The organism is Colwellia sp. RE-S-Sl-9, from assembly GCF_048296855.1.
GTDB lineage: Bacteria > Pseudomonadota > Gammaproteobacteria > Enterobacterales > Alteromonadaceae > Pseudocolwellia.
Map to the genome: position 1 here is coordinate 2,469,952 of NZ_CP182631.1, position 21,483 is coordinate 2,491,434.

13 protein-coding genes are annotated in these 21,483 nt (G+C 35.9%); 5 read left to right on the plus strand and 8 right to left on the minus strand.

Annotated elements, in window-relative coordinates; all coding sequences use genetic code 11:
• Nucleotides 1–62 precede the first annotated feature (62 nt).
• Nucleotides 63–2,642 carry a sensor domain-containing phosphodiesterase gene (locus tag ACM9HF_RS10595; protein WP_473607527.1) on the minus strand — a complete coding sequence of 860 codons (2,580 nt, stop codon included), beginning with the start codon at nt 2,640–2,642 and terminating at the stop codon, nt 63–65.
• 252 nt (nt 2,643–2,894) lie between these two features.
• Between ACM9HF_RS10595 and ACM9HF_RS10600 the strand changes: the two genes are divergently transcribed.
• Entirely contained in the window at nt 2,895–3,734 is an 840-nt protein-coding gene (locus ACM9HF_RS10600) for a 2OG-Fe(II) oxygenase family protein (protein ID WP_473607531.1), read from the plus strand.
• Between the two features lie 66 nt (nt 3,735–3,800).
• Here the strand turns inward: ACM9HF_RS10600 and ACM9HF_RS10605 are convergent, their stop codons facing one another.
• Both ACM9HF_RS10605 and ACM9HF_RS10610 read right to left on the minus strand, forming a co-directional pair.
• A complete protein-coding gene (locus ACM9HF_RS10605) occupies nt 3,801–7,022 on the minus strand; it encodes an efflux RND transporter permease subunit (RefSeq protein ID WP_473607535.1) in 3,222 nt (1,073 codons plus the stop codon).
• A gap of 2 nt (nt 7,023–7,024) precedes the next feature.
• Nucleotides 7,025–8,221, minus strand: coding sequence for an efflux RND transporter periplasmic adaptor subunit (locus ACM9HF_RS10610; RefSeq protein ID WP_473607539.1), 1,197 nt, complete (start codon nt 8,219–8,221; stop codon nt 7,025–7,027).
• A gap of 358 nt (nt 8,222–8,579) precedes the next feature.
• Here ACM9HF_RS10610 and ACM9HF_RS10615 point away from each other — a divergent pair, with 358 nt between their 5' ends.
• The 4 genes from ACM9HF_RS10615 to ACM9HF_RS10630 all read left to right on the plus strand — a co-directional run bounded on the left by ACM9HF_RS10615 (nt 8,580) and on the right by ACM9HF_RS10630 (nt 12,673).
• Nucleotides 8,580–9,032, plus strand: a complete 453-nt coding sequence (locus ACM9HF_RS10615) for a tellurite resistance TerB family protein (RefSeq protein ID WP_473607541.1) — start codon at nt 8,580–8,582, stop codon at nt 9,030–9,032.
• A gap of 398 nt (nt 9,033–9,430) precedes the next feature.
• Entirely contained in the window at nt 9,431–10,261 is an 831-nt protein-coding gene (locus ACM9HF_RS10620) for a CvfB family protein (protein WP_473607545.1), read from the plus strand.
• A 33-nt stretch (nt 10,262–10,294) separates the two neighbouring features.
• Nucleotides 10,295–11,200, plus strand: a complete 906-nt coding sequence (locus tag ACM9HF_RS10625; protein ID WP_473607549.1) for a mechanosensitive ion channel family protein — start codon at nt 10,295–10,297, stop codon at nt 11,198–11,200.
• Between the two features lie 150 nt (nt 11,201–11,350).
• A complete protein-coding gene (locus ACM9HF_RS10630) occupies nt 11,351–12,673 on the plus strand; it encodes an IS4 family transposase (protein WP_473607552.1) in 1,323 nt (440 codons plus the stop codon).
• A 52-nt stretch (nt 12,674–12,725) separates the two neighbouring features.
• On the opposite strand, the gene tldD is transcribed toward ACM9HF_RS10630, so the two are convergent.
• From tldD to ACM9HF_RS10655, 5 genes are all read right to left on the minus strand, one after another.
• The gene (tldD, locus tag ACM9HF_RS10635) at nt 12,726–14,165 is read right to left on the minus strand and encodes a metalloprotease TldD (RefSeq protein ID WP_473607555.1); all 1,440 of its coding nucleotides are present in this window, start codon (nt 14,163–14,165) and stop codon (nt 12,726–12,728) included.
• Entirely contained in the window at nt 14,158–15,027 is an 870-nt protein-coding gene (locus ACM9HF_RS10640) for a carbon-nitrogen hydrolase family protein (RefSeq protein WP_473607557.1), read from the minus strand. The genes tldD and ACM9HF_RS10640 overlap by 8 nt, the downstream gene beginning before the upstream one ends.
• A complete protein-coding gene (locus ACM9HF_RS10645) occupies nt 15,020–19,045 on the minus strand; it encodes a YhdP family protein (protein WP_473607561.1) in 4,026 nt (1,341 codons plus the stop codon). Before ACM9HF_RS10645 ends, ACM9HF_RS10640 begins: the two co-directional genes overlap by 8 nt.
• A gap of 345 nt (nt 19,046–19,390) precedes the next feature.
• Complete coding sequence (gene rng / locus ACM9HF_RS10650) at nt 19,391–20,869, minus strand: ribonuclease G (protein ID WP_473607565.1); 1,479 nt, start codon at nt 20,867–20,869, stop codon at nt 19,391–19,393.
• On the minus strand, nt 20,866–21,480 hold the full coding sequence (locus ACM9HF_RS10655) for a Maf family protein (protein WP_473607567.1): 615 nt from the start codon (nt 21,478–21,480) through the stop codon (nt 20,866–20,868). The genes rng and ACM9HF_RS10655 overlap by 4 nt, the downstream gene beginning before the upstream one ends.
• Between the last annotated feature and the right edge of the window lie 3 nt (nt 21,481–21,483).

Consider the following 21,483-nt stretch of genomic DNA (forward strand, 5'->3'; position numbering starts at 1 on the left):
ACTGCAGCTGAACAATACGTTAGCTGCAGTGCTACACAGGCTAGCACCTGTCAATATTTGTATTAATTATTTTTAAAAGACTCTAATAAAACGTATTCAGCATCACTTGCTTTCATGGGTTTAGAAAAATAATAACCTTGACCAAACTTACAATCCATTTTTTTCAGGATTTCAGCATCTTCAAAACTCTCAATCCCTTCTCCAACAGTAGCCATACCTAAATTTATTGCTAAATCAATAATCGTTTTAATAATAGCTTGATGACTTACATGGTCATGCACGTTAGTGATAAATGAACGATCTATTTTTAAGACGTCAATAGGAAATAAATGTAGGTAACTTAAACTCGAATAGCCTGTGCCAAAATCATCAAGAAGAATTTTAACACCAAGATCTTTAAGTGCTTTCATATTTTCTAAAACGACATCGCTATTATTCAATAATGCGCGCTCTGTTAATTCAATACGTAAATGTTTTGACGCAATACCTACTTTTTCTAGTATGTTTGCAATTTCCTCTGCTAACGATAGTCTAAAAAAGTGATCACAGTAAAGGTTACAACTAATGTATAAATCTTTACAACCAAATTGATTTTGCCATTTTTTTAACTGTAAACATGACTTTTCTAATATTTGTAAATCTATCGCCATCACTAAATTACGTTCTTCCGCTAACGGAATAAAATCATTAGGATATACAAACCCTCTTTTACCGCTTTCCCATCGAGCTAGAGCTTCAAACCCCTTTATTTTTCCTGTGTCCAATTGCACTATAGGTTGGTAATAAGGTGTAAATTCTTTGGCTTCAATTGCATCACGAATGTCGGCTTCCAGTGTTAATGCATTTTGAATATTACTGTGCATACTTGAATCAAAAACTTCATACCGGCCTCTTCCCTTTTCTTTAGCATGATACATAGCAGTATCTGCGTCACGTAGCATAATATCTGCGGTATCGTAACGTTCGTTATTAAATAACACACCAATACTCGTTCCTATATAAACAGGGTGATCATCAATAACAAAAGGGCTAGATAAAAATTTAGTTATTCTGCCAGCAACTTCGTGGGCTCTCTGTTCAGACTCTAAATCTTCAATAAGAATAACAAACTCATCACCACCAAAACGAGCCACCGTATCTTTAGTGCGAACCATGTTAACCAGTTCATTGGCAACAATTTTAAGTAATTTATCACCAGCATGATGTCCTAAACTATCATTTACGACTTTAAAGCGATCTAAATCTAAAAATAAAATAGCAAATAATCGTTCAGGGAAGCGTTTACTTGAGGCTATCGCATGGTTTAGCAAGTCAATAAAAATAATTCTATTGGCTAACCCCGTTAAGTTGTCATGTGAAGCGGTATGGGTAAGTTGTTGTTCAGCGAGTTTACGTTGCGCAATTTCTTCCTCTAACGCAAGTGTTCTAATTTTAACTTGTTGTTCTAAAACATCATGGCTTTGACGTTCTATGGTAATAAGATCTCGTCGCCTAATAGCTGAAGAAATATGATGAGAAACAAAATTTAATAATTCAGCATCTTGTTCGGTGTACACAATTTTATTTTGATAACTTTGAATAACCATTGCTCCTAATACATTACCAGAATGTATTAAAGGAACACCCAGCCAAGTTGTTGTATTTCGGTTAAAGTCATCAATTTCCCCTTGCTCATAAAGCGCTTCAATATCTTTATGACTAAGGAATAACATTTCTCCTTTTCGTATCACCAATTCAGTTAAATAATTCGACATGACTCTAGGTTGAAAATCAGTATTTGCATCATTCGCCAGTTGATCCGAGTAATAAACAAAAGTTAATAAATTCGATTCTGTGGAATGCTTTGCAATATAAAAATTAGCCGTATTAATTAACTGCCCAACAATATTATGTACTTTAGAATAAAAATCTGAGATATCGAGCTTAATATCACTGGTTAATTCTGAAATTTTAAATAATGATTCTTGTAATAAATCGGATTTTTCACGATCCCTTATATGTTGCATCAATTCACTGGTACGCGCATCAACCGCTTTATTTAACATTTCAAAATTTTGTAGGCAATTAATTCCTGACATCACTTGTTGAGCAACAAAGCTTAAGATATCTAATTGAGATTCATCATATATCGTATGTTCATCGCGACTTTCTATTGCAATTACGCCCGTAACATAACCTTCTTTAACTAAAGGAACCCCCAACCATTGCTGTGTATCATTATTGATTAAATTAGCTTGGTTCGAATCTATAAGTTGCTTTATTTTATCTTGATCCGCTAACAAAGGCTGTTTAGTTTTTAAAACATAGCTGATGAGAGAATCTTTGTATTTCTCAGCGGCAACAGGACGATTAGGATAAATAGTTTTTTCGTCAACCCAATAAGGGAATTCTATTGTTTGAAAAGTAGGTTCAAAAATCGCAACACAAATGTTATCTGCTGTAGCAAAAGACTTTATAATCAGGTGAATTTGTTTTAAAAAAAGCGGAAGTTGGTTAATTTCACTCGACAACTGATTGATTTTACATAGCACATCATGACGACGTTCTAATTGTTGGTATTTATCACGCAGCTTAATAGCTTCTTTAACAAGCTCTTTTTCAGAGTCTCGTAAATCATCTAAATTTTCTGAAGATAAATCCATTAATCAACTTACTATAAAATAAAATATATGTTTATTTTGACCTTAAATAGGATAAATATCCACCTTGTTGTTTTAAAACCGAAAAAACTCGATTAAAAAAAATTAATGTACGTGAATAACTACGTAATCACTATATGCTCTAGAGTTAAATTTAAGTAAAAATTTTAACCTGTGAAAGCACATGATATATTTAATAAATTCATTCTTAATATCTCAACCTTTGTTGTGAGATGCATACTCTAAGGAAAATAAATGAATGTTCAAGTGGTCGACTACCTAGCTGAAAATGCTCCTCAAAAATTTGTTGAAAGCTTACATAACACAGGTTTTGGTGTACTTATAAATCATCCTATTAAGCAAGAGTTAGTCGAATCAATTTATAGAAATTGGCAAGATTTTTTTAATTCTGAAGAAAAAGAACATTATGCTTTTGATCCTGAAAAACAAGATGGTTTTTTTTCAAGCGAAATTTCTGAAACCGCTAAAGGCCATGCAAAAAAAGATATTAAAGAATACTTTCATATTTATCCGTGGGGAAGAATTCCGCCATCACTAAAAGAAGAGATATTACATTACTATCAATTAACTTCCACTTTAGCTGAAGAATTACTCGACTGGGTTGAAAAACATAGCCCTGAAGATGTTGCCAAACATTATTCAGAGCCTTTATCAAATATGATAAAAAACACACCTAATACTCTATTACGTGTATTACATTACCCTCCGTTTGAAGGCAAAGAAGAAGCGGGGGCTATTCGTGCGGCTGCACACGAAGATATTAATTTACTCACCATTTTACCTGCCGCAAATGAACCAGGCTTACAAGTTCAAGGGACTGATGATCAATGGGTTGATGTGCCTTCTGACTTTGGGCATTTAATTATTAATATTGGTGATATGTTACAAGAAGCGTCTGGTGGTTACTTTCCTTCGACAAGTCACCGAGTTATTAATCCAACGGGTAGCAGTAAGTCAAAATCTAGAGTGTCTTTACCCTTATTTCTTCACCCAAGAAGTGAAGTTGTATTATCTGAAAAACACACACAAGAAAGTTACCTATTAGAACGATTAAAAGAATTAGGCGTAAAATAGCTACAACTCAGCATACAAAAAAGCCATCATAATTCGATGGCTTTTTCATACATCACTATCAATCACCTAATCAACAGACGTATTTTCAGTTAACGCTTTATTAAGTGGTGTTAAAGGTTTCTCATCTATTTCTTTATGTTTACGACGAGTAAATAAAGCACGAATATCTTCAATAATAATATAAAGAATCGGTATCAATATTAGCGTAACCACTGTCGCGAATAACACACCAAACGATAAAGAAACCGCCATAGGTATTACAATTTGAGCTTGCATACTTTTCTCAAAAAACACAATCGGCACTAGCCCTATAAAAGTGGTTAGCGAGGTTAATAGTATGGCTCTAAAGCGTTTACTACCTGCGTGCATTACCGCATCGTGTAAACGAATCCCCTGTTTTCTTGAGTTATTAACATAATCCACCATCACCAGCGAATCGTTAATAACAACACCTGCTGCGGCAATAATACCAAATACAGATAATGTACTAAGCTGCATACCCAGTAATAAATGCCCAATAATAGAACCGACAATGCCAAAAGGAATAACGGTCATGATCATTAACGGCTGTGAATATGAACGAAGTGGTACAGCTAACAACGAAAATATAACCATTAATGAAATTACAGAGTCACGTAATTGAGTATTGGCACTTTCCATTTCTTCTTGAACTTTACCTGATATTTCACTTTGAACGGCAGGATACTTTCTTAAAAGTTCAGGAATAAAATTATCACGAATATCGTTTGCGACTTTAAAAGGTTCTACTTGTTCAGCATCAACACTTGCCCAAACATTTATCGTTCTATTCCCATTTTCACGACGAATACGCGTAACACCTTCAGTTAATTTTATATCGGCCAATTCAGAAAGCGGCAGTTCGGCACCATTCGGTGCTTGGATCATCACCTCACTTACATGACCAATAGAACTACGTTGTTCTAGCGGATAACGTAACATCACTTTAACTTCTTCAGTATCACGTAAAATACGTTGAGCTTCTAATCCGTAAAAGCTATACCCTACTTGAGAAGCGATATCTGCCACAGTAAAACCAAGGCTATAGGCAAGTGGTTTCAGTTCAAATTGCACTTCTTTAGCGCTGGTTTGGCGGCTATCGTTAACGTCTCCAACCCCTTTCAAGGTTTTTAATTTTTTCGAGAGTTCTTTAGCTGCTAATAGTAGTTGTGGATCATTTTGACTTTCTAGTCTGAAAGCAATATCGCCATCTTCACGACCATTACCAAACAAGTTATCAGAAATGGTTAATGACTTAACTCCAGGAAAGTTAGGAATAGCCTTGCGCCACCTATCTGCCAATGCGAAAGTGTCCATGACACGTTCAGTCGGGTCTACAAGTTTAACGGTCATTTCACTTTCTACTCGTCCTTGCAACCTCACTTCAACATCAGCAATCATTCTTTTACCAAATTCTTTTTCTATTTGGTCGTCAACATCTTGAAGTATGTTTTGAATATTCAATACCGTAGCAAGTGTATGTTTTTCAGCACTATCAATATTCATTTCTACTTTAATACGCGGAAAGTCGTGCGGTATTTTAGGTTGCCCAATAAACTTGATAACGCCGCCACTAAATAGTCCTGCGCTTATCAGCAATATACTCATAAAAAACATAAACACGGCGTAACGATAAGTTATACACACCTGAAGCGCAGGCGTATAATAATTATTGATAAAATTCTTTAATGCGCCATCTACAGCTCTACGTAATCGATCTAGAGGGTTTTTAGGGTTGAACACTTTAGGTTTCATTTGCGCTAAATGTGCGGGCAAAATCAACTTAGATTCTATTAATGAAAATATTAAGCAAAAAATAACAACAAAACCTATCGCCTTACCAAAGGCAGATGAAGGCCCGTCATCTAAAACAAAAGGTACAAATGCCGCAATAGTAGTTAATACACCAAAAGTTGCAGGCATCGCTACGCGTTGTACACCACGTATTACACTTTCAATACTATGACCTTTTGCTTCAATTTCATCATGGGCGCTTTCTCCCATCACAATGGCATCATCAACCACAATGCCTAACACTAAAATAAAGGCAAACAAGCTCACTACATTGATAGTTACATCAATAAACTCCGCAGGCATTACTAGCAAAGTACCTAAGAAACAAACAGGTAATCCCATCATTACCCAAAAAGCTAAACGTACACGTAAAAAAACAGCCAAAATTAAGAAAACTAATATGGCGCCACTTTTCATGTTGTCGAGCATCATATTCAAGCGACCTTCAAGGTAGTAAGTTAAATCTACCCATGTTTCCATATGAATATTTGCAGGAAGAACCTTTGATTTTTCAGCGACGTATTTTTTAACCACGTCAGCTACATCAGTAATACTTTGATTATCAGCAGCACCAATAAAAAAGGTTGTAGAGTTTTGACCATTAAATTTAGAGTATTGAAGACCTTCTTCAAAACCATCATTAATGGTGGCAATATCACCTAAAAGAATTTTAGTTCCGTCATTCAGTGTAACCACGGGGATTTGTTCGAACTCGTATCCTCTGTAAGCTTGCTCTTCAACACGTAAGTTTATGTAACCATTTTCAGCTCTTATTTGCCCAGCCGACATATTGCGTGAACTGCTACGAATAGCTTGGGCTACTTGATTAAAATTGAGTCCATATTCTCGAAGTTTATCTTTACTCACTTCTACCGATATTTCGTAACCAAGACCACTATAAAATTCAGAAATATTCACTTGAGGTAACTGCTGAATTTCATCATGTATATTACGACCTAATTCTTTAAGTTCAGCATTACTGACATCACCATAAAGACTGATATACATAACTTCTTGTCTATATTTAATTCGCTCAACAGTTGGCCTTTCCATGCCATCAGGAAAACTTGGAATTGAATCGATTTGTGATTTTACTTCGTCTAAAACTATTTGAGGATCATAACTTTCATCAACACGAAAATAACCACTCGATGAATTTCGGTTTGAATAAGTAATTACGCGATCAAGGCCTTGAACGGTTTCCAGAGCCTCTTCAATTTTAATGGTAATACCTTCTTCAACTTCTTGCGGTGCAGCTCCAGGATATGGCGCTCGAAACTCAATCCAGTTTATTTTTACTTGAGGAAACATTTGTTTATTAATGGTTAAGGCTGTTAAAAAACCTCCCACTAAAATGAAAATCATTAATAAATTGGCAGCCACCGGATTACGGGCAAACCAAGCTATAATTCCTTTATTTGTTGTATCGTTACTTGAATCGCTAACGGCTGCACTATCCGTTTTAGTGTTATCCATAATTAATCCTTAACACTCGCTATTTGTGTTTCAGTTTCATCACTTTTTTCTTCTAATTCACTTTTATTAGCGGGCAAAGCCAGTTTCATTCCATCAATAGGGTAATCAAGCGCTGATACAATCATTTGATCTCCTGACTTTAAGCCACTAGAAATAATAACGTTAGAGCCTTCTTGGCGAATAATATCCACCACTGCAAAATGTAATTTTGACTCATTATCTAAAATGGCCACTCGACCATTTTTAACTAAATAACGAGGAACTGAAGTGGCTTGAGCAATTTTTTGTCCAATAATATTAGCATTCACATATGATCCGAATCTAAGCGGTAAAGTGTTTTCGTTATTAGACGTTAATAAATAAGGGTCTTGAATTTCTGCAACCAAATAACTCATACGACTCGTTGTATCAATAACTCCTTCGCTTCTGTTAATTTGAGCCGTCCATTCTTTAGTCGCGCCAGAATAAGTTCCTTCAAGTAAAACGGTTGAATTAACGCCATTCCCATCTAAAAACTGCAATTGGTTATCAGCAACAGGTAAACGAATTTGAGCAACATCTGTACCTAAAAGCTTACCTACTTGAGTTCCTGTTCCAACAAATGAGCCTAAACCAACCATTCGGCTTTCAATCATTGAATCATACGGCGCTCGAATCTCTGTACGTTCTAAATTTCGTTTAGCTCTAAGAATTGAAGCTTGTGCTGATTTAACTCGTGCAATTTCTTGCGCCAATTGTGGCTTACGTAAACTAAGTTCAGTTGGTGAAGTATCGGTAATACTTTTCCAATCACTTTCAGCCACCTTACCTTGTGCCCGCTCTTGTTCTAACGAAGCTCTTGCCGATGCCATATCTGCTTCTGCGTCAATGAGTGCAGCTTGATAATCATTTGGATCAATACGTGCAAGTAACTGCCCTTTTTTAACAAAACCACCACGTATAAAGGTAGGAGATAACTCAACAATTTGTCCGCTTACTTGCGCAACCATTTCTGTTTCATATTTAGGTTTTACAATACCGTATGATTCTACTTTTAGCGTCATTGGCGACACAGTAACTTCTTCAACAGCAACGATAGGGATATTTTCTACTTCAGGTTTTTCTTCTGGTGGCTTTTTTAGGTTTTTAAAAACAACAAAAAGTATGGCACCTATAAGAATAATTAAGATAGGTAATATGATTTGTTTTTTCCGTGTCACAGTGTAACCCTCTTGTAAATACCCCTCTTGTCTGCTTATAAAAACAGCGTTTAAAGGGTGAATAACATTTTTTAATTGTGAATATAATAACTAATTTTTACATACAAAAACTAATTTTGTTGCAAATACTTGTTACAAATTTCAAGCCGATAATTATCAAAACCTCATATTAAAAAATAATAAAATAAAAGCATTAAAAAACAATAAACTAAGTTATAAATAACGAATATATTATGATTAACACGATATAACTTAAAAATAAAAACTAGTGAATTAGACTACTTTGTTAATTTTTACGCTAATTATTAACGATATACTTACTGCTAAATACGATGTATAGCCGCAACAAGGATCTAAAATGATTGATAAAATTAATGCTTTTTTCAAAAAATTAAATACGCCATTTCAAGATACTGATAAAACTGAACTTTCTTTAGAAATAGCGTGTACGGTACTTTTATGTGAAGTAATGAAAGCTGATGGGATTCTACAAGAAGAAGAACAGATATCACTCAAAGCTTTTATTGCAAAACAATTCCAGCTTCAAAATAGTCAAATAGACGAAATAGTGAAAACAGCTTTAACTTTAAGCGACAACGCTACTGATTTTTACCAATTTACTCGTAAAGTAAACGAGCATTACACCATTGAACAACGCATGGAGATTGTAGGCTATTTATGGAGACTTGCTTATATTGATGGCGAACTTGCAACGTTAGAAGAACATATTATTCGTAAAATTGCTGACTTATTACATTTAAGACACAGCGAATATATTCAAACAAAGTTAGCAAATACTCCCTCATCTTAAGCTGATGATGTATCATACCCGTAACCATTCAAGATGCAGGTTTCAGTGGGAACTAAAAACAATTTAGGCACAGATTTCATGTTCCAGACGAAATCTAAGTACATACATCCATGTATGCAAGGCATTAAATTTCAGTAATGGTTATTCCCTTACTAAAATTAATAACGCGGCATAAATTATTTTTAGACCCATCGAAGAAGCGCTTGAGCAAAATCACTTCTTCGTTAATGCTTTTTATAAGGGAACGACCATTATTACAAAGCATTGCCTTGAATTGATATCGCTCAAGCACTCTGAAATAACCTCTTGATTGGTAACGGGTATAAGTACCCAACAACGTATTTAATTATTTTAATAAAATACAACTTCTTATTATTTCTAGAAAACGGCGAACATAAATGGCTGACTTAGGTAAATTTAATACACTTTCTGTAATTACAGTAAATGACACAGGGGCATATTTAAATGCCGATGACTTAGGTGAAGTACTGTTACCTAATCGTTTAATGCCCGAAGGTTGCACTACAGGTTCACAAGTAAGTGTCTTTTTATATAAAGATTCAGCCGATAGAGTTGCCGCAACCACTCAACAACCTTTAGGTGAAGTTGATCAGTTTGTTTCGTTAAAGGTTTCAGCTATTAATAAAATGGGCGCTTTTTTAGACTGGGGGCTGCCTAAAGAATTACTTGTTCCATACAACGAACAACATACTGAAATGGAAATAGGTAAATATTACCTCGTGCGTATTTATTTAGACTTACGTACAGAACGTATTGTTGCCTCAAGCAAGTTAGATAAATTTATTGATATATGGCCTGCTGACTATCAAAAATGGGACAAGGTTGAGCTTATTATTGGTGGTAAAACAGATTTAGGTTTTAAAGCTATTATTAATAATTTACATTGGGGTTTATTGTACGATAACGAAATTTTTCAGCCATTAAGAATTGGTAAAAAAATTACCGGTTATATCAAACAAGTACGTGAAGATGAACGTATTGATTTAAGCTTATCTCGTCCTGGCGAAGGCAAAGTAAAAGACTTTAGCCAAAAGCTTTTAGATTATATTGCTGAGCATAATGGTATAAGCCCGTTACACGATAAAAGCGCCCCTGAAGACATTCAAAAAGCATTGGGCGTCAGTAAAAAAACCTTTAAAGCAACCGTAGGTAATTTACTTAAAAAAGGTAAAGTAAAAATTACACCTGAAGGCATAACCCTTATTTAAATAGACCCCTAGTAACTGAAATAGACATAAATAATGACAGAACAAGTAACCGATACAGCAAGCACATCACAAAAAGTGGTAGAAGTTATTAATCCCGCTAATTTATTAAAAAATGAAATAGATCAAATGGCGCATATTTATCAAATCGTCATTGATTTCTTTACGAATTATAGCTTCCAAATAGTGGGCGCTATCATCATTTTTATTATCGGCTATATTTTAGCGGGTAAAGTAGCAGGCATGCTTTTACGCGTGTGCGAACGTCATAATCTTGATGTAACACTAAGCCGTTTTATTGCGAATAGTAGCCGTATGATACTTGTACTCATGATTGCTATTATCGCCTTAGGTAAATTAGGTATAAGTGTTACACCATTTATAGCCGCTATTGGTGCTGTGTCTTTAGGTGCAGGATTAGCGTTACAAGGTTTACTATCAAATTATGCAGCTGGGTTTAATATTATTATTACGCGCCCTTTTGTAGTTGGCGATACCATTATTGTAAAAGGTGTTACAGGCGTTGTTAAAGAAGTACTGCTCGCGCATACCATTATTTATGATGAAGATAATGTAAGAATAACGATCCCTAACAAACATATTGTAGGCGAAATATTACAAAACTCGCTTCATGATTCGTTATTAGAATTAAACGTAGGCATTGCCTATAGCGAAAATCCTATTGAAGTTATTGAGTTACTAAATAAAGTCATTTTATCTACAGGTGTCGTGAGTGAAACACGTGAACCACAAATAGGGATTGATGAATTTGCCGATAGCGCTATTAATATTTCTATTCGTTTATGGACACCTACAGTCAACTTATACACAGCCAAGTTTACCGCTTACAAAGCTATTTACTTAGCCCTTGATGAAGCTAACATTCAAATACCGTTCCCACAACGCGATGTTCATATGATTCAACCTGAAACTAAGGTTTAAGGCTTACCTAAAGTTGTTTTGTATTAAAATAATTCATTAAAAAAGGCGCTTTGGCGTAATGCCGATCAGTTAAGAAATGTTTAACGATCCATTGACCGATCTTCTGGTTAGTATATAAAGGCTTCTGAATTTATTCAGGAGCCTTTTCTTTTGCAACTCTCTACCGCCTTATCACAAGTTTCACAAAATAGTTTTACTGAATTTACAGGATTAAGTGAATTATTAGACCCAAGCATCGTTGATGAAGCGTTGGCTCAGTCAGGTATTGCGACCATAAGGAAGCGCAAGCTTCCTATGGAGCAAATGGTGTGGGCTGTTATTGGTATGGCTTTATTTCGTAAAATGTCTATCCGCCAATTAGTTAATCAGCTTGATATCATTCTACCTAACGGTGACCCCTATGTTGCACCTAGTGCCGTAACACAAGCAAGAAAGAAACTTGGTCATAAAGCAATAGAATCTATTTTTAATAAAACACAATCGCTATGGCATGAGGAGTCTACTCACCCAACATGGTGTGGGTTGACACTATTAGGTGTTGATGGCGTTGTATGGCGAACACCTGACTCAAAAGAAAATAATGAATATTTTGCACGTACAGGAAACTCTCATGGCAAGGCAAGTTACCCCCAAGTGCGCATGGTATGCCAGATGGAATTAACAAGTCATTTATTAACACAAAGTGCTTTTGATAGTGTTGATATTAACGAAATGAAATTAGCTGGCTCGCTAGTTGAAACAACACCAGATCATAGCTTGACACTATTTGATAGAGGCTTCTACTCGCTTGGATTACTTTATCGTTGGCAATCCACGGGAATATCACGTCATTGGCTGATACCGCTAAAAAAGAACGTACAATATGACATTGTTCGTTCATTAGGACGCCAAGATAAAATAGTTCGTTTAACCGCCTGTCCCCAAGCACGAAAGAAGTTTCCTGAATTACCTGAATCAATTGAAGCTCGATTAGTATCGAGAAAGGTTAATGGTAAAGCGTGCGAAGTGTTAACGTCTATGACGGATGCAATGAAGTTTCCTGTCGCTGATATTGTCGATTTATACGGACATCGGTGGGAGATAGAACTTGGTTTTAGAGAAATGAAGCAGTCACTACTTGATAGCCAATTTACCTTGCGTAGTAATCAACCTGAGCTTATAAAACAAGAGTTGTGGGGGATATTACTCGCTTATAATCTGATCCGTTATCAAATGGTATTAATGGCGAAGTCACTCGATTCAATACATCCAAACCAATTAAGTTTTCATGGTGCTTCAATGCACATAATTTATCAACTGACTATGTTGCCATTTTGTTCGCCAGGAAATGTGTCAAAATTTGTTATGGATATAACCAAAAGTGCCAAACAGTTTGTATTGCCAGCACGTAGAGAGCGGAGTTATCCGCGAGAATTGAAGTGTTCTAAGAATAGGTACCCTGTTAAAAAAAGAAATGCCGCTCACCTTAAGTGAACGGCATTACGCTTTGGCGCCTTTTTGTTATCTATAACTCAAGTTAATCGTATTACTGAGTTCCACCAACTGTCATTTCATCAACCTTTAATGTAGGTTGACCAACACCAACGGGTATACTTTGTCCGTCTTTACCACACACACCAACACCTGCATCAATAGCTAAGTCATTACCTACCATACTCACTTTCTTCATAGCTTCTGGTCCACTACCTATTAACGTTGCGCCTTTAACAGGAGAAGTAATTTCACCATTTTCAATTAAGTAAGCTTCTGAGCTGGTAAATACAAATTTACCTGAAGTAATATCTACTTGTCCGCCAGCAAAGTGTGGTGCATAAATCCCTCTTTTAACTGACTTAATAATATCTTTTGGATCATGCTCTCCGGCAAGCATATAAGTATTTGTCATTCTAGGCATAGGTAAGTGAGCGTATGACTCTCTTCGTCCGTTACCAGTAGGTTTAACACCCATGAGTGATGCATTATGCTTGTCTTGCATGTAACCTTTTAAAATGCCCTTTTCAATAAGCACATTATACTGACCTGGTGTACCCTCATCATCTATGTTGATAGATCCACGGCGATTAGCCATCGTGCCATCATCAACAATAGTACAATGCTCAGATGCTACTTTCTGTCCTACTTTGCCAGAAAATGCTGACGATCCTTTACGGTTAAAATCACCTTCTAAACCATGACCAACTGCTTCATGTAATAATACGCCCGGCCAACCTGCACCTAATACCACAGGGAAGTTTCCAGCTGGTGCTTCTAATGCTACAAGGTTAACTAAAGCTTGGCGTACGGCTTCTTCAGCATAATTTAAGTATCTAGCTTGTTTCCCTTCCACTTCAAAAAAGTAGCTATAATCGGTTCTTGCTCCGCCGCCAGAACTTGCTCGTTCGCGCTTACCGTTGTCTTCAACCAACACAGAGCAGTTAAGACGAATTAATGGGCGAATATCGGTTGCATAAGTACCGTCTGTTGCTGCAACAAGAATTTTTTCAAACACACCAGACAAGCTAACAATAACTTGTTTTACACGTTGGTCAATTGAACGCGCATGGGCTTCAACTTCGTGCAATAAATTGATTTTTTGCTCTTGCCCTAAGCTATCTAAAGGATCTACACCTAGATAAATTTCAGGTTGAGTTTGACGGCTAAAGGCTTTTACTGAGCCGCTTTGTTCTGCTTTAGTAATGCCTTTTGCGGCATCAGCTGCTTTTGTAAGAGCAGCGGGTGAAATATCATCAGAATAAGCAAAACCTGTTTTTTCACCTGAAATAGCTCTAACACCTACACCACGCTCTATATTGTAAGAACCTTCTTTTACAATACCGTCTTCTAACATCCAAGATTCGTGTCGACTTGATTGAAAGTATAAATCGGCAAAATCAACGTTTCGTTGCACCATGTTATGTAATGTTTGATTTAAAAAATCGGTGTCTATTTGGCTATCTGCCAAGAGCTCGCGCTCAATATTATTCATATGGGGTCAACTTAGATGTAAATTTATTATGTTCGGTTACTGGCATAGCTTGTCGCACTTTTGCCAGCGCTTCTGGTGAATAGGTTGTGGTAATTACGCCCTCACCATCAGGTGCACACGCTTGAATTTCACCCCAAGGTGAAATAATCATACTGTGCCCCCATGTTTCTCTTCCGTTTTCATGTGTACCTTGCTGACCTGCAGCAATAATATACACTTGATTTTCAATTGCTCTCGCTTGTAACAAGGCTTGCCAATGTGCTTTACCTGTAGTGGCAGTAAAAGCACTCGGCACAGTAATAATATCAGCGCCCAGTAATCTTAATTGGCGATATAATTCAGGAAAACGTAAATCATAGCAAATACTTAAACCAATATTAGCGTTTTTAGTTGCAGCAATGCTTAGTTTATCACCACCTTGAGTATGTGTTGACTCTAAATATTGCTTTTGACCATCGCTAACTTTCGCATCAAATAAATGGATTTTATCGTAACGTTGAATAAGCTCTCCTTCTGGAGAAAAGACCAAACAAGAGTTAGTGAATTTTTCGCTACTGCTGTTTTGCTTTTTGTTGTCCGAAATATCATTATCAACTAGCAGGGGTAAACTGCCAGCAACAAGACAAACATGATATTTTTTAGCTAAAGCTGATAAGCCATTTACGGCAAAGTTACTAATGTGATTTTCTTTAGCAAGGTTTAATTGATCTTTCTCTGTACCACCAAAAAACAAACAACATTCAGGTAATACCACAATATGCTCATCTGACTCAGGTAAGGCTTTAAGAAAAGCGTCAATTGTATTTAAATTATTTTCTACATTAGGTTTGGAGCATAACTGTATAGCTGACAAACTAACCATCTATTTCACTCTTTTTTGGTAATTCGCTCGATTCGGAATTGTTGTTTTGTGTTTCACTTGTAGGAGTAACGATAACATCTTCAACTATTTGAGGTGGTGTTGTTTTTCCAACACTGATATTGCGAGTTTTACGATTTACGTCTTTAAAAATAGGTTGAGACATGTTGCCTGTTAATTCAAAGTTCATTTCGTAATACACTTTTGAGGTGATCACTTCTTCAAGCGCAATACCCGCTAAAAATGCAACAGGGTTTAATGTAGCTATCCACGCAAGCGCTGGTAAGCTGGAAGTAACATTAGGTTTATAAGACATACGAAGATCAAGTAACTCTTTGCCTAAATCGGTATTTCCTTTAACTTCTAAATCTCCTGCTGCACCTTTCATAAACAAATTGTCGGTATACATAATACCGTCTTTGAGCTGAAAATCCCCGCTAATACTGCTGTAGAACATACCATCAGAAAAAATATCTCTAAAATCGAAGCTTAGTTTTCGTACCAATGATTGCAAACTCAATACCGAGAAAACCCTTGCTTGATCAGGTACTTCCGCTAAATAGCCATCGTCTAATTTTGCATTAAACTGGCCATTTAATTTGGCAACATCAAACTCGTAAGGACTTGCTTGCCAATTAAAAGCAAACTCGCTACGTAAACCACTGTCTTTAATTGTTGGAGTATAGCCAAGCTTTTCGGTTTCTTGTTCAAGATCTTTTGTATCAATAAAACCAGTAAAGCTACTTGTATCTATACCGTTTTTTTGACTCCAAGCCCCGTTTAACTCGATAGCAAATTTATCTCTTGATGCCTCAAATTTATTCAATAAAATTTGGTTTTCGCTATTTCGCTCAATAGCAAAGCTCACTTTGCCTAAATCTATATTATCAATAATACAGCTACCACACTGAAGCATCAGTGGAGGTAATTGTGTATACATTTTTTGGTTAAATAAATTGGCGTCTTGTTGCTCTGCTTGCAGTGTATCTTCAGAAGTTAGACTAGCTGCATCAAGGTTATCATCAGGTTCTTCTTTAGTGAGTTTAGCTAAGTGAATAAAGTCAGCATTTACCTCTATGCCTTTTTCAGCTATATCATTATGAATAGTGACCTGAGTTCTGACTTCTTTAGAATTAATATCGAGTAACCAAGACGTTTCATTACTATCTAAGTTAAAAATCATACTAGATAAAGAATAATCACCGTAAAGTAACGAACCTATTTCCCCTCTTATGCGCTCAGGTTTTTCTAATAAAGGCACTTTTTGAGGTTTACTATTATCGCTAACAGTATTCGCTACATTACCGGTTAATTTAATATCATCAGATGTATTAATCGATTCTATAATGTCAAAAATAAAAGGTTGCCACTCCTCAACATCAGCTTGAGCTAACTTAGTCGTGATATGAAAACCTTGAGTAGGTAAAAGCATTTCTTCAGCACCTAATACTAAATGCGCCTTTGAAAAAGAAATATTGTCATGATTAAGTACACCATAAAACTGCAACTGTTCGCCAACTGAAGCATTAATCGTCGTATTATATGTTTGACCTGTTACATGAGTTTTTAGCGCAAGCACTTCCCCTGCTTTTTTTGTATAAGGCGAAGGTAAATTAAGTTCTGTTTTATCTAAAGTTGAATTAATATCCAAATCATAAGTAAACCCACCTTCATGGTACATGTTTAGCGATAACAAGCCTTGCCACGCCAAATTACCCGAACCATATTCCTGCAAGACTTCAGGTAATTGTTTTAACCATTCTTTACTTTCCCAATTAGCTTCAAGACTAATATTGGTATCAAAAAACATAGCTTTATCTTTTGCATTAACGTCTAACTTTAAAGGCATACCACGCCACAACAAGGTTACGTTGTCAGCATTTATTTTATCGTTGTTATAGGCTAACTGGCCATTAACTTGAGTAAATAACATATTAGGTGTTTGTAAGTTAACGGTATTGTTTTTGAATTTAACCGTCCCTTTTGCCACCGCATTTTCAGGTTTATTTAAAGGTAAATCTAATGAAAACTCTCCTGAAATAGGTTTACTTATTACTAGTCGGTTTAAAGTATTGCCTACCGTTTTCTTAAGGGGACTTTTATTCATTAAACGAGTCACTAACCCCGGATTTGTTTGATTAAACGCGGCCTTTACCTTTAATACTTGTTCGTGTGATAAATCTTCAATTTGGGCTGTTACGCCTTTAACATCAATCCCATCTAAATCCCCTTTACGACCTGTAATGAGCATACTGTTATTATTAAAAGTTAGATTGGCATTAAAGTTTTTAATTGCGGGCCAGTAAGGATCAAACTTAAACTCGGCCTCACTTAATTCAGCATCTACATTAAAAACACCTTCATTGTTTTTAAAAGGAAACTTATTAAGAGGACCATTAAATAGCACTTGCGCTTGATCAATCTTGCCATTAACAATTGCTCCATTAAGATAATTAACTAAATCTTCTCCCATTAAAATATTCGGAAAATAATGATTCGCTAATTCAGCTTTACCATTAATAATACTGGCTAAAAGCGACATTTTGGTGTCTTCTTCTGGGGTTTTATCAACACTTATAGCCGCTGATAATGTTAGTTCATCTGAGGAAAACTCAATATTATCACTTTCTAGGTTCCATGCTCCTTCCCCAAAGTTAAACATTAAGTCGGTAGAAAGTACGCTATAAGGAATAGGTTTAATAAAATGTTCAGCAAAATCAAGTGCACCATTTTCAGACAGTAAACTCAGCTGAGTAGTATTGTTTTTAAAAACAAGTTCGCCATTTATATTTGAAACACCAGGAATTCCAACAAAGGGATGAGTCGTTATTCCTTTAATGTCTGCGACAACAGCTTGATTATTTTTTGACACCTGTAAAAATAGATCTTTAATAACGCCTACAGGGCTTGTTTGTTCTAATAATTGAGCAACATTTTTGTCGCTAGTAAATAAGGGCGCAATATCAGTTAACCCTTCGATACTCAAATCACTGATATAACCGCTTAAAATACCAGATACTTTTGAAAATTGAAGTTGAGTAGGTTGCCAAGACTTTTTATTAGTAATAAAAGTTAACGGGCTAGAAAGAATATTAAAGGCTTTCAAACCTTTATTATCTTGCTCTTTAACAAAGCGCGTTAATATTTGCCCTTGGTTAACACTAAAAAATTGATGCTGCTTACTATGAGTCCAACTGATTTCGTTATTGCCTAACGACACTTGTAATTCTGTAGGGAATCCATTATCAATGGTTAACCATCCATCAAAATTAATAGCTGAATGCGTGTCTTTATTATCGATAGCAAAAATAGTATCTAACCAAGGTGTTATATTTAACTGATTCGCTTGTAAGTACACTTGCCCATCAAGTTCTTCAATTTCGTCACCATGTAGATCTAATATCACTTTAATATTGTTAGAGGTTAGTCCATCAACAATAACGTAGCCTTTACCTCTATGGCTATCGCCTTCGTTTAGCCAATCAAGTTGATTGATAAGTAACAATTTTTCCGTTTGACTGGTTTGAAAAACAATTTGGCTATTCAATAAAGAAAATCTACCGATCCTATCTAAAAAGATTTCGGCTATTCGAGCAACAAGGGGAGCATCTTTATCTTCGTTTTTTGTTTTTGCTGAAGTGTTAAAATTTTTAATAAAAACTTGAGCACCATCGAGGGTTACATCTTGGGTGATAATTCGACCTTTAGCTAGGCTTTGCCAAAAATCTAAATGCACATGAATTTTATCGATGAAGATATCTGTAGACTGGGTTTCGAGCAGACTGACTTGTTTTATTACGATAGACGGACCCAGTTTTTCCCAGTCCATACTAAGTTCACCAATGGTTATTTGGCTATCATTAGTGGTGTTAATTAAATTTTGAACGTGCTCTCTATAATTATGTGCATAAGGTAATAACAAGCGAAAAGCACTAATTAATACAGCAAAAAGCACCAACAAAATGGCAATGCTTTTATAAACTCTGTTTAACCAACGGTTAATGACGCGAGAAGTACTCATTAATTTTTACAATATCACTTATTAATTAAATCATTATATACCCGTAACCATTCAAGATGCAGGTTTCAGTGGGAACTAAAAACAATTTAGGCGAGGCATTAAGTTTATGTCATGGTTATTCCCTTACTAAAGTTAATAACGCTGCATACATTGTTTTTAGACCCATCGAAGAAGCACTTGAGCAAAATCACTTCTTCGTTAATGCTTTTTATAAGGGAGCGACCATTATTACAAAGCATTGCCTTGAATTGATATCGCTCAAGTGCTCTGAAATAGCCTCTTGATTGGTAACGGGTATAAACCTGAACGTGTAACGGATTAATTCATTTCAATTAACCCAAAAACCTACATCATCACAACATCAAACTGTTCTTGATTATACATAAGTTCTGTTTGTATTTTAATGTCTTTACCAATAAAGACTTCAAGCTCAGCTAAATTATGATATTCATCATTAATTAACGCTTCGCTTACCGCTTTAGATGCATAAACAATAAATTTATCCGCATCATGCGCTCTGTTGACTCGCACTATTTCTCGTAATATTTCATAACATACACTTTCGCATGTTTTTAAATGACCACGTCCTGCACATACGGAACATTCGCCACATAAAATATGTTCAAGGCTTTCTCGTGTTCGCTTACGGGTCATTTCAACTAGGCCTAAAGCAGAAAAGCCACTGATGCTAAACTTAACGTTATCTTTCGCCATGGCGTGTTCTAAACTTGTTAATACACGACGTTGATGGTCTTTATCATTCATGTCGATAAAATCAACAATAATAATGCCACCTAAGTTTCTTAATCGTAACTGTCTTGCTATAGATTGCGTTGCTTCAATGTTGGTATTAAATATTGTTTCTTCGAGATTACGATGCCCTACAAAAGCTCCTGTATTAATATCAATTGTAGTCATAGCTTCAGTTTGATCAATAATTAAATAACCACCTGACTTCAAGTTGATTCTACGATGCAGCGCTCTTTGTATTTCGTTTTCAACATCAAACAGATCAAAAATAGGACGTTCGCCTGGATAGTACTCAAGTCCATGACTCAAATTAGGTGCAAACTCTTCAGTAAATTCAACAACTTGATCATAGGTTAATTTTGAATCAATGCGAATGCGCTCAAGATCAGTTCCAACAAAGTCTCTTAACACTCTAAAAATCAATGATAAATCTTGATATATTGCGGTTTTAGTTACTTTTCTTTTTTTTCTTTTTATAACTTTAGACCATACTCTACGTAAAAATTCAGCATCTTGCTTTAATTCTTGTTCGTCGGCACCTTCGGCAGCCGTTCTGACAATAAAACCATGCTCTTCATCGCAAAATGGCGAAATGATACGTTTTAGTCGGTTACGTTCTTTATCATCTTCAATACGTTGTGAAATACCAGCACGAGCAGCATTAGGCATTAAAACTAAATAGCGTGCAGCTATGGTAATATCTGTGGTTAATCTTGCCCCTTTCGTACCTAAAGGATCTTTCACCACTTGTACCATTAAATATTGACCTTCTCGTACTAAGGTTCGAATGTCAGGCACTTGATCATTTGACGAATCTTTTGTCGATTCATCTTCATTGAGAATAAGTTTAGAGTTAATATCGGAAGCATGAAGAAAAGCAGCTTTGTCTAAGCTAATGTCAACAAAAGCGGCTTGCATACCAGGTAATACTCTGATGATTTTTCCTAGGTAAATGTTACCCACAATGCCACGTTTTGCTTCGCGCTCTACATGCACTTCTTGTAGTGTGCCATTCTCAATTAACGCAACCCGAGTTTCGCTAGGTGTTACATTAACCAGTAATTCACCGCTCATAAATTTTCCTTCGAGTTAAGTTGTATTGGCGTATTAACCCCAAATTTTGAAAGTAATTGCGCAGTCTCGAACAAAGGTAAACCAACAACGGCTGAATAACTACCCATTATTTTAGTTACAAACTGCCCTGCAATTCCTTGAATACCGTAAGAACCTGCTTTATCTTGAGGTTCGCCCGTTTCCCAGTATCGCGTGATTTCGTCTAATGTAAGTGTTTTAAATGTAACTTCTGTTGTCACGACTTCAGATAAAACTCTATCTTTATCTATTACCGCTATAGATGTTAACACTTGATGAGTCTGTCCAGATAACATTTGCAGCTGAGCTATGCATTCATCGAGGTTAGCGGGCTTGCCTAAAATACAATGGTTATAAACCACACTAGTATCGGAACCAAGTACAACGACATCATTATTTTGAGGTGCCCCAATAGAGTGATACGTAACTTGTGCCTTTTCAATCGCTAATCTTTGTACGTAATCAACCGCACTTTCATTTTCTTTAATATCTTCATTGATATTGGCAGGTTTACAGGAAAAGACATAACCAATTTGAGCAAGTAACTCTTGCCTACGGGGCGATTGTGAAGCTAAAACCAAAGATAATGTCATAAA

Coding starts and splice junctions, on each gene's coding strand:
- ACM9HF_RS10605 (WP_473607535.1), bottom strand. CDS start 7,022: ATGGATAACACTAAAACGGATAGTGCAGCCGTTAGCGATTCAAGTAAC.
- ACM9HF_RS10640 (WP_473607557.1), bottom strand. CDS start 15,027: ATGGTTAGTTTGTCAGCTATACAGTTATGCTCCAAACCTAATGTAGAA.
- ACM9HF_RS10655 (WP_473607567.1), bottom strand. CDS start 21,480: ATGACATTATCTTTGGTTTTAGCTTCACAATCGCCCCGTAGGCAAGAG.
- tldD (WP_473607555.1), bottom strand. CDS start 14,165: ATGAATAATATTGAGCGCGAGCTCTTGGCAGATAGCCAAATAGACACC.
- ACM9HF_RS10600 (WP_473607531.1), top strand. CDS start 2,895: ATGAATGTTCAAGTGGTCGACTACCTAGCTGAAAATGCTCCTCAAAAA.
- ACM9HF_RS10615 (WP_473607541.1), top strand. CDS start 8,580: ATGATTGATAAAATTAATGCTTTTTTCAAAAAATTAAATACGCCATTT.
- ACM9HF_RS10645 (WP_473607561.1), bottom strand. CDS start 19,045: ATGAGTACTTCTCGCGTCATTAACCGTTGGTTAAACAGAGTTTATAAA.
- rng (WP_473607565.1), bottom strand. CDS start 20,869: ATGAGCGGTGAATTACTGGTTAATGTAACACCTAGCGAAACTCGGGTT.
- ACM9HF_RS10620 (WP_473607545.1), top strand. CDS start 9,431: ATGGCTGACTTAGGTAAATTTAATACACTTTCTGTAATTACAGTAAAT.
- ACM9HF_RS10595 (WP_473607527.1), bottom strand. CDS start 2,642: ATGGATTTATCTTCAGAAAATTTAGATGATTTACGAGACTCTGAAAAA.
- ACM9HF_RS10625 (WP_473607549.1), top strand. CDS start 10,295: ATGACAGAACAAGTAACCGATACAGCAAGCACATCACAAAAAGTGGTA.